The sequence below is a fragment of the Usitatibacter palustris genome, assembly GCF_013003985.1.
In the GTDB taxonomy this organism is placed as follows: domain Bacteria; phylum Pseudomonadota; class Gammaproteobacteria; order Burkholderiales; family Usitatibacteraceae; genus Usitatibacter; species Usitatibacter palustris.
Genome location: NZ_CP053073.1, coordinates 1829367 through 1842619 on the forward strand (window position 1 = coordinate 1829367; position 13253 = coordinate 1842619).

The 13253-nt window shown below is 66.1% G+C and carries 14 protein-coding genes; 11 read left to right on the forward strand and 3 right to left on the reverse strand.

The window, feature by feature from the left end; all coding sequences use genetic code 11:
- The first annotated feature begins 2 nt into the window (after nt 1–2).
- Genes DSM104440_RS19410 through DSM104440_RS09115 form a run of 3 tightly spaced genes read left to right on the forward strand, consistent with a single transcriptional unit; the run spans nt 3 to nt 3392 of the window.
- On the forward strand, nt 3–1322 hold the full coding sequence (locus DSM104440_RS19410; protein ID WP_171161856.1) for an ABC transporter substrate-binding protein: 1320 nt from the start codon (nt 3–5) through the stop codon (nt 1320–1322).
- Between the two features lie 55 nt (nt 1323–1377).
- Nucleotides 1378–2172: an ABC transporter ATP-binding protein gene (locus DSM104440_RS09110; RefSeq protein WP_246212123.1), complete on the forward strand. Its 795-nt coding sequence runs from the start codon at nt 1378–1380 to the stop codon at nt 2170–2172.
- Complete coding sequence (locus DSM104440_RS09115; protein WP_212758282.1) at nt 2160–3392, forward strand: phenylacetate--CoA ligase family protein; 1233 nt, start codon at nt 2160–2162, stop codon at nt 3390–3392. The genes DSM104440_RS09110 and DSM104440_RS09115 overlap by 13 nt, the downstream gene beginning before the upstream one ends.
- Here the strand turns inward: DSM104440_RS09115 and DSM104440_RS09120 are convergent.
- Nucleotides 3389–4387, reverse strand: coding sequence for an ABC transporter ATP-binding protein (locus DSM104440_RS09120; RefSeq protein ID WP_171161860.1), 999 nt, complete (start codon nt 4385–4387; stop codon nt 3389–3391). The two genes, DSM104440_RS09115 and DSM104440_RS09120, sit on opposite strands and share 4 nt — an antisense overlap.
- An 88-nt stretch (nt 4388–4475) precedes the next feature.
- Here DSM104440_RS09120 and DSM104440_RS09125 point away from each other — a divergent pair, with 88 nt between their 5' ends.
- Genes DSM104440_RS09125 through DSM104440_RS09135 form a run of 3 tightly spaced genes read left to right on the forward strand, consistent with a single transcriptional unit; the run spans nt 4476 to nt 6042 of the window.
- A complete protein-coding gene (locus tag DSM104440_RS09125; protein WP_171161862.1) occupies nt 4476–5489 on the forward strand; it encodes a Fe(3+) ABC transporter substrate-binding protein in 1014 nt (337 codons plus the stop codon).
- Between the two features lie 55 nt (nt 5490–5544).
- Entirely contained in the window at nt 5545–5784 is a 240-nt protein-coding gene (locus DSM104440_RS09130; RefSeq protein ID WP_171161864.1) for a hypothetical protein, read from the forward strand.
- A 9-nt stretch (nt 5785–5793) separates the two neighbouring features.
- Nucleotides 5794–6042: a hypothetical protein gene (locus DSM104440_RS09135; protein WP_171161866.1), complete on the forward strand. Its 249-nt coding sequence runs from the start codon at nt 5794–5796 to the stop codon at nt 6040–6042.
- A 7-nt stretch (nt 6043–6049) separates the two neighbouring features.
- Here DSM104440_RS09135 and DSM104440_RS09140 read toward each other — a convergent pair whose 3' ends face one another.
- Nucleotides 6050–7699, reverse strand: coding sequence for an ABC transporter permease (locus DSM104440_RS09140; RefSeq protein WP_246212124.1), 1650 nt, complete (start codon nt 7697–7699; stop codon nt 6050–6052).
- Between the two features lie 213 nt (nt 7700–7912).
- On the opposite strand from DSM104440_RS09140, the gene dksA reads away from it, so the two are divergent.
- Nucleotides 7913–8335 (forward strand): RNA polymerase-binding protein DksA, encoded by a 423-nt coding sequence (gene dksA, locus DSM104440_RS09145; RefSeq protein ID WP_171161870.1) that lies wholly within the window; start codon nt 7913–7915, stop codon nt 8333–8335.
- Between the two features lie 96 nt (nt 8336–8431).
- Nucleotides 8432–9211 (forward strand): EAL domain-containing protein, encoded by a 780-nt coding sequence (locus DSM104440_RS09150; RefSeq protein WP_171161872.1) that lies wholly within the window; start codon nt 8432–8434, stop codon nt 9209–9211.
- A 23-nt stretch (nt 9212–9234) separates the two neighbouring features.
- On the opposite strand, the gene DSM104440_RS09155 is transcribed toward DSM104440_RS09150, so the two are convergent.
- Nucleotides 9235–9843: a class I SAM-dependent methyltransferase gene (locus DSM104440_RS09155; protein ID WP_171161874.1), complete on the reverse strand. Its 609-nt coding sequence runs from the start codon at nt 9841–9843 to the stop codon at nt 9235–9237.
- Nucleotides 9844–9899: 56 nt separating this feature from the next.
- Here DSM104440_RS09155 and DSM104440_RS09160 point away from each other — a divergent pair, with 56 nt between their 5' ends.
- From DSM104440_RS09160 to DSM104440_RS09170, 3 genes are read left to right on the forward strand one after another with little or no spacing between them, the layout of a single operon-like run.
- Entirely contained in the window at nt 9900–11351 is a 1452-nt protein-coding gene (locus tag DSM104440_RS09160) for an alpha/beta fold hydrolase (protein ID WP_171161876.1), read from the forward strand.
- Nucleotides 11348–12076 carry an ABC transporter ATP-binding protein gene (locus DSM104440_RS09165; protein WP_171161877.1) on the forward strand — a complete coding sequence of 243 codons (729 nt, stop codon included), beginning with the start codon at nt 11348–11350 and terminating at the stop codon, nt 12074–12076. Before DSM104440_RS09160 ends, DSM104440_RS09165 begins: the two co-directional genes overlap by 4 nt.
- Nucleotides 12076–13248, forward strand: a complete 1173-nt coding sequence (locus DSM104440_RS09170; RefSeq protein WP_171161880.1) for an ABC transporter permease — start codon at nt 12076–12078, stop codon at nt 13246–13248. Before DSM104440_RS09165 ends, DSM104440_RS09170 begins: the two co-directional genes overlap by 1 nt.
- The last annotated feature ends 5 nt before the right edge of the window (nt 13249–13253 follow it).

Genomic DNA, 13253 nt, shown 5'->3' on the forward strand with positions numbered 1-13253 from the left:
ACATGACACACACGCTCAAGAAGCAATGCGCCGTCGTAGCGCTTGCCGTGGCGGCGGCGTTCGGCGCCGCGCAGGACGTCGCGGCACAGTCCGGCGAGATCTTCATGCCGGTGCTCGTCTATCGCACGGGGGCGTACGCGCCCAACGGCATTCCGTGGGCCGATGGCTACGTCGACTACATCAAGCTCGTGAACGAGCGCGATGGCGGCGTGAACGGCATCAAGCTCTCGTTTGAAGAGTGCGAAACCGGTTACGCCACGGACCGCGGCGTCGAGTGCTACGAGCGCCTGAAGAGCAAGAAGCCCGTTCTCGTGAACCCGCTCTCGACTGGCATCACGTACGCACTCACCGAAAAGGTGGCGGCGGACAAGATCGCGCTCTTCACGACCGGCTACGGCCGCGCGGATTCAGCCGACGGCAGCGTGTTCGCCTGGAACTTCCCGTTGCTCGGCACCTACTGGAGCGCCGCGGACATGCTCGTGCAGCACGTCGCGAAGAAGGGCAGCCTGAAGGGCAAGAAGATCGCGCTCGTCTATCACGACTCGCCGTACGGCAAGGAGCCGATCCGCCTGCTCGAAGAGCATGCCAAGAAGCATGGCTTCGAGTTCATCAAGCTGCCGGTCACGCATCCGGGCGTCGAGCAGAAGGCGACCTGGCTGCAGGTTCGCCAGCAACGTCCCGACTATGTGTTCCTCTGGGGATGGGGCGTCATGAACTCCACGTCGATCAAGGAAGCCATCGCCGTTTCGTATCCGCGCCTGCAGATGTATGGCGTGTGGTGGTCGTCGGCGGAGCCCGACGTCCTGCCCGCCGAGGCCGCCGGCAAGGGCTACAACGGGATCGCGCTCGGGCACTCCGACGAGCGGGACTTCCCGATCCACAAGGACATGGTCAAGTTCCTCTACGAGAAGGGCAAGGGCACGGCGAAGTCGAAGGACGAGGTGGGCTCGGTGCTCTACAACCGCGGCATGATCTCCGCGATGCTCTCGGTCGAGGCGATCAAGAAGGCGCAGGAGAAGCACGGCAAGCGCGTGGTCACCGGCGAGGAAGTGCGCTGGGGAGCGGAGAACCTCAACATCGACGCGGCCAAGGTGAAGGCGCTGGGCTTCGGCGACATGGTTCAGCCGCTGAAGACTTCCTGCCGCGACCATGAAGGCGTGCGGCGCGGGCGCATCCACACCTGGGACGGCAAGGACTGGAGCTACACGTCCGACTGGATCGAGGCCGACGACAAGTTCCTGCGCCCGCTCGTGGAGGCTTCGGCGAAGGCCTACGCGGCGGAGAAGAAGATCACGCCGCGCGATTGCTCCAAGGAGAAGTGACTTGGGGGACAGGGCACATCCTTCGTCGAGTGGTGACCTGTCCCCGAGGGCTCCGTTGCTGGATGTCAACGGCATCGAGGTGATCTACAACCACGTGATCCTCGTGCTCAAGGGCGTTTCGCTCGCGGTTCCCGAGGGGGGCATCGTCGCCCTCCTCGGGGGCAATGGCGCCGGCAAGACCACGACGTTGAAGGCGGTGTCGAACCTGCTTCACTCCGAACGCGGCGAGGTCACGAAGGGCTCGATTACCTATCGCGGCGAGCGCGTCGAGGCGATGAGCCCTCCGGATCTCGTGAAGCGCGGCGTCATCCAGGTGATGGAGGGGCGCCGCTGCTTCGCGCACCTGACGGTGGAGGAGAACCTGCTTACCGGAGCCTATACGCGCAGTGGCCCGCGCTCCGAGATCAAGCTCGACCTCGAGAAGGTCTACGGATTCTTTCCGAGGCTCAAGCAGCGGCGCGGCTCGCTCGCGGGCTACACCTCGGGGGGTGAGCAGCAGATGACCGCGATCGGCCGCGCACTGATGGGCCGGCCCGAGATGATCCTGCTCGACGAACCTTCGATGGGGCTCGCTCCTCAAGTCGTCGAGGAGATCTTCGAGATCGTGAAGGGGCTCAATGCGAGCGAGAAGGTGAGCTTCCTGCTGGCCGAGCAGAACACGATGGTGGCGCTGCGCTTCGCCGACTTCGGCTACATCCTCGAGAACGGCCGCGTGGTGATGGAAGGCTCGGCGCAGCACCTGGCCGAGAACGAGGACGTGAAGGAGTTCTACCTCGGCATTTCTTCCGGCGGACGGCGAAGTTTCCGCGACACGAAGAACTACCGGCGGCGCAAGCGGTGGCTGGGCTGAACGCGCATTACGACGAGCTCGAGACGCGCGCGCCGGAAGTTCGGGAGCGCGAACTCTTCGCGCGCCTGCCCGCGCAGATCGCGCACGCGAAGGCGCATGCACCGTACTTCACGCGACTGCTCGCCGGCATCGACCCCGCCTCGGTGACGAATCGCCCGGCGCTCGCGCGGCTGCCGGTCACCCGCAAGTCCGCTTTGGTCGAGTTGCAGAAGGCGGAGCCGCCCTTCGGCGGCCTCAACGCCACCGCGGTCGGTGGACTCGCGCGCATCTTCATGTCCCCGGGTCCCATCTACGACCCCGAGGGGCGTGGCGCGGATTACTGGCGCACGGCACGCACTTTGTTCGCTTCCGGATTTCGCGCAGGTGATCTCGTCATCGACTGTTTTTCCTATCACCTGTCGCCGGCGGCGAGCATGTTCGAGACGGGGCTGCACAAGCTCGGTTGCTCGGTCATCCCCGGCGGCACGGGCCAGTCGGAGCTGCAGTGCCGCGCGATCACGGACCTGCGTCCCGTCGGCTACGTCGGCACGCCGTCGTTCCTGAAGATCCTCGTGGAGAAGGCCGACGAACTGAAGCTCGATTTCTCGTCCATCCGCCGCGCGATCGTTTCGGGCGAAGCGTTCCTGCCGCCGGTGCGCGAATTCCTTCGCAGCCGCGGCATCGACGCGTACCAGGCCTACGGCACCGCCGATCTCGGGATGATCGCGTACGAGACGAGTGCGCGGCAGGGAATGACTTGCGACGAGGAGCTGATCGTCGAGATCGTGCGGCCCGGAACGGGCGACCCCGTGGCCGAAGGCGAAGTGGGCGAGGTGGTCGTGACGAGCTTCAGCCCCGATTACCCGCTCGTGCGTTTCGCGACCGGCGACCTCTCCGCGTTGCTCGCGGGAGTGAGTCCCTGCGGGCGCACGAACCTGCGCATCAAGGGCTGGATGGGACGCGCCGACCAGACGACGAAGGTGCGCGGTCTCTTCGTTCACCCGCACCAGGTTGCCGAGGTCCTCAAGCGCCACGGCCTCGCGCGCGCGCGGCTCACGGTGGAGAACGAAGGCGGCGAGGACCGCATGACGCTCTCGATCGAGGGCGTGGCGGGAGCGGCCGACGACATTGCCGCATCCATCAAGGAAGTCACCAAGCTGCGCGGCGACGTGAAGTTCGTCGCATCCGGCAGCCTGCCCAACGACGGCAAGGTGATCGAGGACCTGCGGAAGTACGATTAGTCGTCGGCGCCTTCGATGCGCGGGAAGGCGACCACGTGGTCGATGTCGAGCTTGATGCCGATGCGCTCGCCGATCGCATGGTTGTGGTGCGAGGGCACGAGCGAGAGCACCTGCGCGCCATCGTCGAGCTTGAGCGTGTAGAGGAACTCCGCGCCCCGGAAAGCCTTCTTCAGGACCTCGGCCTTCGTCGGGCTCTCGTCATCGTGCAACACGTCATCGGGCCGCAGCAGCTGCCACATCGCGTGGCCGTCGACGCTCGTCGGGACGAGCACGCCTTCGCCGACGAAATCCGCGACGAAGCGTGTCGCCGGACGGTGATAGAGGTTGTACGCGCTGTCCCATTGCTCGATGCGTCCGCGGCGCATCACGCCCACGGCGTCGGCCATCGCGAACGCCTCGTGCTGGTCGTGCGTGACGAGCAGCGCCGTGGTGCGCTGGGCCTTGAGGATGGCGCGCACCTCGATCGAGAGCCGCTCGCGCAATTCCACGTCGAGGTTCGAGAACGGCTCGTCCAGGAGAAGCAGTTGTGGTCGTGGGGCGAGGGCGCGTGCCAGCGCGACCCGCTGCTTCTGGCCACCCGAAAGCTCGTGGGGATACTGGGTCGCGAGGTTCGCCATGCCAACGGCATCGAGCAGCTCGCCGATCCGCTCCTTGCGGGCGGTCGCCGCCTGCTGGCGCAAGCCGAATCCGACGTTGGCCTCGACGGTGAGGTGCGGGAAGAGGGCGTAGTCCTGGAAGACGATGCCGACCCGCCGCAACTCCGGCGCGACGGTGTGCCCTTTGCGGCTAACCACCTGACCATGAAGGCGAATTTCCCCGTCACCGACCGGCTCCAGGCCCGCCACGCAGCGCAGCACGGTGGTCTTGCCGCAGCCGCTGGGCCCGAGCAGGCAGCCGACCTGGCCATCCTCGAGGGCGAGCGAAAAGCCGTCGCAGACGGCCGCCCCACCCGGGTAGGCGAACGAGAGGCCGCTGATCTCGAGGGCGTTCGACATGAGAATGATTATAAGGTGGATTTGATTGACCAATGCGAATCATTCCTATTAAGCTCATGGTCTTCACGACCCAACCGGAAGCCCCGCCATGAAAGCCGTCCTGATTTCCGCCGTCTTCGCGCTCGCCGCCACCTGCGCCGCCGCCCAGGAAAAGGTGCTGAACCTCTATTCCTCGCGCCACTACCAGACGGACGAAGCGCTCTACAGCAACTTCACGAAGCAGACGGGGATCAGGATCAACCGCATCGAAGCCGGCGAAGACGCGCTGCTCGAGCGCCTGAAGAACGAGGGCGCGCGCAGCCCCGCGGACGTGCTGGTCACCGTGGACGCCGGCCGCCTGTGGCGCGCCGAGCAGATGGGCCTGTTCCAGCCGATCCAGTCTCGGGTCCTCACCGAGCGCATTCCGGCCGAGCTCCGCCAGCCCGATGGCCTGTGGTTTGCTTTCTCCGTGCGTGCGCGGCCGATCTTCTACGCGAAGGGCCTCGTGAACCCCGCCGAGCTCAAGAACTACGAAGACCTCGCGGACCCGAAGTACAAGGGAAAGATCTGCATTCGCTCGAGCTCGAACATGTACAACCTGTCGCTGATGAGCGCGATGATTTCCAACGATGGCCCGGCGAAGGCCGAGCAGTGGGCCAAGGGCGTGGTCGCGAACCTCGCGCGCGAGCCCAAGGGCGGCGACACGGACCAGCTCAAGGCTGTCGCCGCGGGCGAGTGCACGATCGCGGTGGCCAACAGCTACTACTACGTGCGCCTGCTGAAATCGACGAAGCCTGACGAGAAGATCGTGGCAGAGAAGGTCGGCGTCATCTTCCCGAACCAGGCGGGCCGCGGCACGCACGTGAACATTTCCGGTGCAGGCGTGATGAAGAACGCGCCGAACAAGGACAACGCGGTGAAGTTCCTCGAGTACCTCTCGAGCCCCGAGGCGCAGGCGTACTTCGCGAACGGCAACAACGAATTCCCGGTGAACGGCGGCGTGCAGGACAACAAGGAACTGGCGATGCTGCCCGCCTTCAAGCGCGACACGCTCAACGTCTCGATGCTCGGGCGCAACCAGGCGGCAGCGCAGCAGACTTACGATCGCGCGGGATGGAAATAATCGCGCAATCCGCTGCTATTATTGGTCTCAATCAACAATCGGTGAGTAACGGATAATGAAACAGTGGCTGGCAGTCATGATCGCTTGTGGTGGTGCACTTTTGAATGGAGGTTGCGCAAGCAGCACGGGGGATACCGATCCCAACGCGATTCCGAAGATCGACCAGGATACGAAGGTGTACAACACGGGCAGCCGTATCGGACGTCCCGACCGCGGCTACGAGACGCCGACCGCACCCGCGAAGCCCGCCGCGCCCGCGCAGCCGGCGGCAAACAATTCTGTAACCGCCAAATAAGGAGCCCCCATGAAGAACGCGTTGATCGCCGCTGCTGTTGCCGTCCTCGGTCTTGTCGCGGGTTGCGCCACGGTCGCCACGCCGACCACGAGCGCAACGCAGATCTCGGGCGCGGACCAGATCAAGCGCATCGGCAGCAACATTCCGATCAAGGATCGCGTGCAAGGCCCGGAGCTGGTGCGGATGACGGACGCGCAACGCGACCGCCAGTCCACGAACCAGCTCGTGTCGCCGATGATGCCCCTGAAGAGCGAGTAGTCAGTCGTCAGTCGCCGCGCCGCACCAGGCGGCGCGATGCGACGACGAGCGGAACGAGCCCGACCGCAACGATCGCGAGGGATGCGGTTGAGGCTTCCGCAAGGCGCTCGTCGGATGCCAGGTTGTAGGCCTGCACCGCCAGCGTGTCGAAATTGAACGGCCGCATCACGAACGTGGCCGGCAACTCCTTCATCACATCCACGAAGACGAGCAGCGCCGCCGTCACCAGGCTCGAGCGCAGCATCGGCGCGTGCACCTTCGCGAGCGTCTCGCCGGCATTCATGCCGAGCGAGCGCGCGGCATCCTCCATGTTCGGCGTCACTCGCGAGAGGCCGGCTTCGACCGTCTGCAACGCGATCGCGAGGAAGCGGATCAGGTAGGCGTACACGAGTGCCGCGAGGCTGCCCGTGAAGAGAAGCCCGATCTCGACATTGAAGACTCTTTGCACCGCATCGGCGATCGCGTGGTCGAGGCGCGAGGCGGGGATGAGCACGCCGATCGCGATGACCGCGCCGGGCACGGCATAGCCGAGATTCGAGAAGCGGTTCACCGCCGCTGCGGCCGGGCTTCGCGAGATGCGCGCGCCGTATGCGAGGAAGAGCGCGAGCGCGACGGCGATGAACGCGGTCAGCGTGGCGACCAGCGCGCTGTTGGCCGCGAGTGTCACGAAGCGCGCGCCGAATTGCGCATCGCCGCCGCCGAAGCTCAGGCGCGCGAGCAGCGCCGCGGGTAATGCAAATCCCAGGATGAGCGGCAGGATGCAGGCGAACGTTGCAATCCACGCACGCGAGCCGCGCAACACGACGCGCACCCGGCGAGCGCCCGACGGGACATCTCCGAAGCGCGCGCGGCGCCGCGCCATCCGCTCGATGGTGAGCACCACCGCGACGAACACGAGCAGGATCACCGAGAGTTTCGCGGCCGATACCGGCTCGCCCATCGACATCCACGCGCGGAAGATCCCGGTCGTGAAGGTCTGCACGCCGAAGTACGCGACGGTGCCGTAGTCGGCGAGCGTCTCCATCAATGCGAGCGAGGCGCCCGCGGCGATGGCGGGGCGGGCCATGGGCAAGCTCACGCGAAAGAATGAGCTCCAGGGCGAAAGGCCCATCGTGCGACCCGCTTCCGAGAGGCTCGCCGGTTGCTCGAGGAAGGCCACGCGCGCGAGGAGGTAAACGTACGGATAGAGCACGCAGATGAACATTGCGGCCGCGCCACCCACCGAGCGCACGTCCGGAAAGAAATAGTCGCCCGCGTTCCAGCCCATCGCGCCGCGCAGCCACGTTTGCACCGGACCGCTGAACTGCAGGAGGTCCGTATAGGCATACGCCATCACATAGGCCGGCATGGCGAGCGGCAGGAGCAGCGCCCATTCGAGCCACCGCCTTCCCGGGAAGTCGCAGGCCGCGACCAACCACGCGGTGGTAACCCCGACCAACGCGACACCCACGACCACGAGGGCCAGCAGGCCCAGGGTGGTTCCGATGTACCGGGGCAGGACCGTCGCCGCGAGGTGGTCCCAGGCCTGGCCACCCGGCAGGAGGAGGTGGGAGGCGACGACCAGCAGGGGCAGGGCCAGGAACAGCCCGATGACCAGGGCCGAAATCGTCCAGCGGTTCGCCAACCGGAACCCGGCGAACGAACGCGGTCGAAGCAATTGGCTTTGCATCCCGCAATGTTACCGCTTGGACTGCAGAAAAGCCATTAAAAACAACTTGTTGCGTAGGATTTTGGCGACGCGGCAGATTCCCTGCTTTCAATGCCGAATTGTCTGTTTGTCAGGGGTCATGCTGGTCAGCTAAACTACGCGGCTTTCTGATGGCGCCCCCGTCCCGAATTCACGGTCCGGCCGCCGAAGCAATGAGGCGCAATGGCTAGCAAGACGAAAATCCCGACCGAGGCAGAAGTACTGAAGATGCCGAAGGGGGAGTACATGAGTGCCCCGCAGCTCAAGTTCTTCAAGGGACGCCTGCTCGAACTGCAGGCCCAGCTGGTGGAGAACGCCGGCGCCACGACCGAGCACCTTCGCGAACTGTCGTTCGCTCCCGATCCGGCTGACCGCGCGACCCTCGAGGAAGAGCACGCGCTGGAACTTCGCGCGCGCGACCGCGAGCGCAAGCTCCTGAAGAAGATCGACGGCGCGCTCGCGCGCATCGAAGACGGCAGCTACGGTTACTGCGAGGAGACGGGCGAGCCCATCGGCCTGCAGCGCCTGATGGCGCGTCCGACCGCCACGCTGACGATCGAAGCGCAGGAACGCCGCGAGATGAAGCAGAAGCTCTACGGCGAATGACCGTAGGGGTTCGAACGAGACGAGGCGCCGCAAGGCGCCTTTTTTCTTTGGCGATTTCGCGCAGGGGTTGCCGGCGACGCACCGGACAATTCGCGCATGCCTGGATCCCGCGAGGAACTCGCCGCGCAATTGCGCTTCGTGCTCTCGGAGCGCGCGCTTCGGGTCGTCTTCCAGCCGATCTTCGCATTCCGCGAAGGCGCGATCCTCGGCTATGAAGCCCTGGTGCGGGGACCCGAAGGCTCGCAGCTGCACCATCCCGCGGACCTCTTCGCCGCGGCAAGCGCGCAAGGGTCCGTGCTCGAGCTCAACATCATCTGCATCCAGGAAGTGCTCCGCAGCTTCGCGCGGCACCGGCTTCCCGGACGACTCTTCCTCAATTTCTCGCCACAGCTCCTTGCCGAACGCGGCTTCAGCCAGGAGCGATCGCGCCGCTTCCTCACCGCGCTGGGCCTCGAGCCCGAGCGCGTCGTGATCGAGCTCACCGAGGATTTTCCGATCGTCGACTTCCGCCTCGTGAAGGAGTCGCTGCTCCTCTACCGGTCGATGGGTTTTCGCGTCGCGATCGACGACCTGGGCGAAGGCTTCGCGAGCCTGCGCCTGTGGCTCGAGCTCCGGCCCGAATTCGTGAAGGTCGACAAGCATTTCGTCGACGGCATCGCGACGGACCCGCTGAAGGCGCCTTTCCTGCGCGCCATCCAGCACATCGCCGAGAGCTGCGATTCGCTCGTCGTGGCCGAGGGCATCGAGAACGCGGATGACTTCCGGGTCGTGAAGGACATCGGCATCGCGTTCGGCCAGGGCTGGTTCATCGGCCGGCCGTGCGAGTCGCCCGTGCACGCGCTTGCCCCGGAAGTCGCGCGCGCCAACGCGGTGTGAGCTGCTGGTCTGAGCCAGGGTCCCTAGCGCCGTCGCCAGATCTCCCAGCGCTCCTTGCCCACGAAGATCGAGATCGAATCGTCGACCTCGCGGTCCTCGATCGCTTCAAAGGCCGGATCGAGCAGCGCGTGCAGCTCGCTGCGGTCGCGCATCGGGAAGGGCGGACCCGGTTTGTGGGGTTCCTCGTAATAGAAGAACCCGGCGATGCGGCCGCCCGATGGGATGAGCTCTGCCATGCGCGCGCCCCATCGCGGCCACTCGCGGCGTGGCAACGCGCAGAGGAACGCGCGCTCGTAGACGAGCGGGTAGGGGCCGGCCACCTCGGCGCCGAAGAAATCCGCACGCGTGACACGCGATGCAAACGGCCCGAGGATCGGAACCGCTGCCTCGACCGCGGCCGCGCTGAAGTCGATGCCTTGGACGTCCCATCCTGCTTCCGCGAAGAAACGAACGTCGTGCGCGGAGCCGCATCCGGGCACCAGCACGCGTCCCGGCGGTTCCTCGCCGGCGACAAAATCCTGCAATTGCTTCGGAACGCGGCCGGCATCCCAGGGCGTGAAGTGCTCGCGATAACGCACTTCCCAGAATTCGGCACCGGTGGGATCGAGCTTGGGGAACGTGGGCGTCGCCATGGTGTGGTCGTAGCCACGATGGTAGCCGCGCCGCGTCTGTTAAGCTGCGCCCCGAGATGAAATTCCTTCGTATCTGCGGCGCGCTCGCCGCCGCTGCCGTCCTCTCGTCCTGCCAACCCGCCCCGGAAGGTCCCAAGCTCGCGCTGGCCGACTGCCGCCTGCCCGGCATCGAGGCGGCCGCGCGCTGTGGTACGCACGAGGTCTGGGAGGATCGCAAGGCGCAAGCGGGGCGACGCATCAAGATTCGCGTGGTCGTGATTCCCGCGAAGCTGCGCGCGAAGGAACCCGATCCGATCGTGCCGCTCGCCGGCGGACCGGGGCAGGGCGCGGTGGGCCTCGCGCGCCAGCTCGTTCCGCTCTTTTCGCAGGTCAACAGCACGCGCGACCTGCTCTTCGTCGACCAGCGCGGTACGGGTTCGTCGAACCCGCTCAATTGCGACCAGGACGGGCCGATGCCCTCGCAGGCGCTTTTCGAGGATGCGATCCCCGACAAGGTCCTGCAGGAATGCCTCAGAACGATCGACGCCGACCCGCGCCACTACGGAACGACGACGGCGATGGCGGACCTCGACGAGATCCGCGGTCTCCTGGGCTACCAAACGGTGAACCTGTGGGGCGGCTCGTATGGCACGCGCGCGGCCCTTGAGTACCTGCGGCGCTATCCCGATCGCGTCCGCACGGCCACGCTCGACGGCGTCGCACCGATGACGATGAAGCTGCCGCTTTCGTTCGCAGCCGACGGCGCGGCCTCGCTCGAGCGGATGCTCAATTCCTGCGCGATCGATCCGCTTTGCGAGAAGGCGTACCCGAACCTGCGCAAGACCTTGAACGACCTGCGAACGTCGCTTGCACGCCGTGCGGTCAACACGTCGATCGTCGATCCGCTGACGGGCCAGCCCGAGACCGTGCTGGTCTCCGAGAACGTCCTTCTCTCGGCGCTGTTCCGGCCGCTCTACCTTCCGGAGCTCGCGAGCCTGCTGCCCGCGGCGATCGTCGCCGCGAAGGCCGGTGACTTCAGTCCGCTGCTTGCGCAGAACCTCGAGATCGCCGACGACATCGTGGAGAACTTCGCGATCGGAATGCACTTGTCGGTGCTTTGCGCCGAAGACGTGCCGCGCATCACGCCCGAGGACATCGCCGACCTGCAGAAGACTTTCTTCGGACGCGCGATGGTCGAGCAGTTCCTCGGCGCCTGCAAGTTCTGGCCGCGCGGCGAGGTTGCGCCCGACTACTACGAGCCGGTGCGCGCGAATGTCCCGGTGCTCATCTTCTCGGGTGGGCTTGATCCGGCCACACCGCCGCGCCATGGCGAACTCGTCGCCGCCTCGCTGCCGAAATCGAAGCACTTCGTCGCACCGTTCCTCGGACACGGCGTGAGCTCTCACGGCTGCGCGCCGCGGTTGATCGAGCGCTTCATCCGCACGGGCACGACCAACGGAATGGATGGCGCGTGCCTGGAGCGCATCCCGCGGCCGCTCTTCGTGCTGCCGCTGGGCACCAAGCCATGATCCACGTCGAAAAACTCGTGAAGCGCTTCGGCGAAGTGGAGGCGGTGCGCGATGTCACGTTCACAGCGCCCGATGGAAGGATCACGGGCCTACTCGGACCCAACGGCGCGGGCAAGACGACGACGCTGCGGATGATTTCCACGCTCGTCGCCCCGACCGCGGGCGCGGCGGTCGTCGATGGCGTGGACACGCGCAGCGATGCACTCAAAGTGCGGGCGTCACTCGGAATGCTTTCGGATGCGCGCGGGCTCTACGCGCGCCTCACCGCGCGCGAAAACATCGCGTACTACGGGGACCTCCGCGGTCTCACGAAGTCCCAGGTGGCCGGCGCGATCGACAAGTTCGCGGACTGGCTGGACATGCGCCCACTGCTCGATCGCCGCACGGATGGATTCTCCCAGGGCGAGAAGATGAAGGTCGCGATCGCCCGCGCCCTCGTGCACGACCCGCGCAACGTCGTGCTCGACGAGCCCACCAACGGCCTCGACGTCATGACCACGCGGGCGCTGCGCGACGTGATCCGCCGCCTCAGGGATGCGGGCAAGTGCGTCCTCTTCTCCAGCCACGTCATGCAGGAAGTCACGGCGCTCTGCGACGAGATCGTGATCGTCGCGCGCGGCGAAGTCGTTGCGAGCGGCACGCCCGAGGAGATTCGCGCCGCGAGCGGACGCGACACGCTCGAGGACGCGTTCGTCCACCTCACGGGCGTGGAGGTGGAGCCGTGATGTCGCGCATCCTGGTCGTCTACCTCAAGGAAATCACCGACAGCCTGCGCGACCGGCGCACGGCGCTGATGGTGTTCTTCGCCTCCATCCTCGCCGGCCCGCTCACGCTGATCCTGGTCGCGCAGTACGTCGCCGGCCTCGAGGAGAAGGCTTCCATCCTGAGGGTGCGCATGGTGGGCGAGGAGTACGCCGCCCCCCTGGTCAACTTCCTGCGGCGCTCGGACGTTGAGATCACCAAGGCGCCGCAGGATTACGAGGCGCGGATCAAGGAAGGAAGACTCGATGCGGTCATCGTTGTCCGGCCGGATTTTTACCAGCATTTCCTCGCCGGCGACGGCGCGGCGGTCGATCTCGTCTACGACGACTCGCGAACCGAATCGCTGCCCGCCGTCCGCCAAGCCGAGCGCCTGCTCCGCGCCTTCAACCGGGAGACGGGCACGCTGAGGCTGGTGGCCCGGGGCGTGAGCCCGGACCTCCTCGAACCGGTCAAGGTCGAGCACGTCAACACCTCCACGCCGCGGCAACGCGGCGCGTTCCTCATGTTCCTCATCCCGATGTTCGCGATCCTCTCGCCGCTCCTGGGCGGCATGACCATCGCGATCGACGCGACCGCGGGCGAACGCGAACGCGGTTCCCTGGAGCCGCTGCTCGCCAATCCCGTACCGACCCTCCATCTGGTGATCGGCAAATGGCTCGCCGCCTGGACGACCGGTGCGTCGGTGGCGTTGATCACCTTGCTGGGGTTCGTGGTGGCGGCATCCCTCTACAGTTCATCGAAGGTCGCGGCGATGCTGCAGTTCGGCTGGCGCGAATTCCTGGTCTTCGCCGCGTTCGCGATTCCGTTCGCCGCGCTCACGTCCTCCGTGCAGATGCTCATCGCCACCTACGGCCGTTCCTACCGCGAGGCGCAGACGTACACTACGTACATCGGTACCGCCGCGTCGTTCGTGCCGATGATCGTGATCTTCTCCGGCCTCAAGGACGCGTTCTGGCAGGCATTCGTGCCCGTGCTCGGCCAGCAGATGGCGCTCACGCGCGTGTTGCGCGGCGAGGCGCTCGGCTGGGTGGAGTGGCTCGTGCCTGCCGCGGTCGCGTTCCTTCTCGTTGCGGTATGCGTGCGGTCGATCTCGAAGCTCCTCGCCGAGGAACGCATCGTCTTCGGCCGCTCCTGAAGCCC

Excerpts from the sequence above, each read along its gene's own strand:
- DSM104440_RS09130 (WP_171161864.1), top strand. The coding sequence starts at position 5,545 with ATGAAACAGTGGCTGGCAGTCATGATCGCTTGTGGTGGTGCACTTTTG.
- DSM104440_RS09125 (WP_171161862.1), top strand. The coding sequence starts at position 4,476 with ATGAAAGCCGTCCTGATTTCCGCCGTCTTCGCGCTCGCCGCCACCTGC.
- DSM104440_RS09165 (WP_171161877.1), top strand. The coding sequence starts at position 11,348 with ATGATCCACGTCGAAAAACTCGTGAAGCGCTTCGGCGAAGTGGAGGCG.
- DSM104440_RS09170 (WP_171161880.1), top strand. The coding sequence starts at position 12,076 with ATGTCGCGCATCCTGGTCGTCTACCTCAAGGAAATCACCGACAGCCTG.
- DSM104440_RS09120 (WP_171161860.1), bottom strand. The coding sequence starts at position 4,387 with ATGTCGAACGCCCTCGAGATCAGCGGCCTCTCGTTCGCCTACCCGGGT.
- DSM104440_RS09150 (WP_171161872.1), top strand. The coding sequence starts at position 8,432 with ATGCCTGGATCCCGCGAGGAACTCGCCGCGCAATTGCGCTTCGTGCTC.
- dksA (WP_171161870.1), top strand. The coding sequence starts at position 7,913 with ATGGCTAGCAAGACGAAAATCCCGACCGAGGCAGAAGTACTGAAGATG.
- DSM104440_RS09135 (WP_171161866.1), top strand. The coding sequence starts at position 5,794 with ATGAAGAACGCGTTGATCGCCGCTGCTGTTGCCGTCCTCGGTCTTGTC.
- DSM104440_RS09155 (WP_171161874.1), bottom strand. The coding sequence starts at position 9,843 with ATGGCGACGCCCACGTTCCCCAAGCTCGATCCCACCGGTGCCGAATTC.
- DSM104440_RS19410 (WP_171161856.1), top strand. The coding sequence starts at position 3 with ATGACACACACGCTCAAGAAGCAATGCGCCGTCGTAGCGCTTGCCGTG.
- DSM104440_RS09160 (WP_171161876.1), top strand. The coding sequence starts at position 9,900 with ATGAAATTCCTTCGTATCTGCGGCGCGCTCGCCGCCGCTGCCGTCCTC.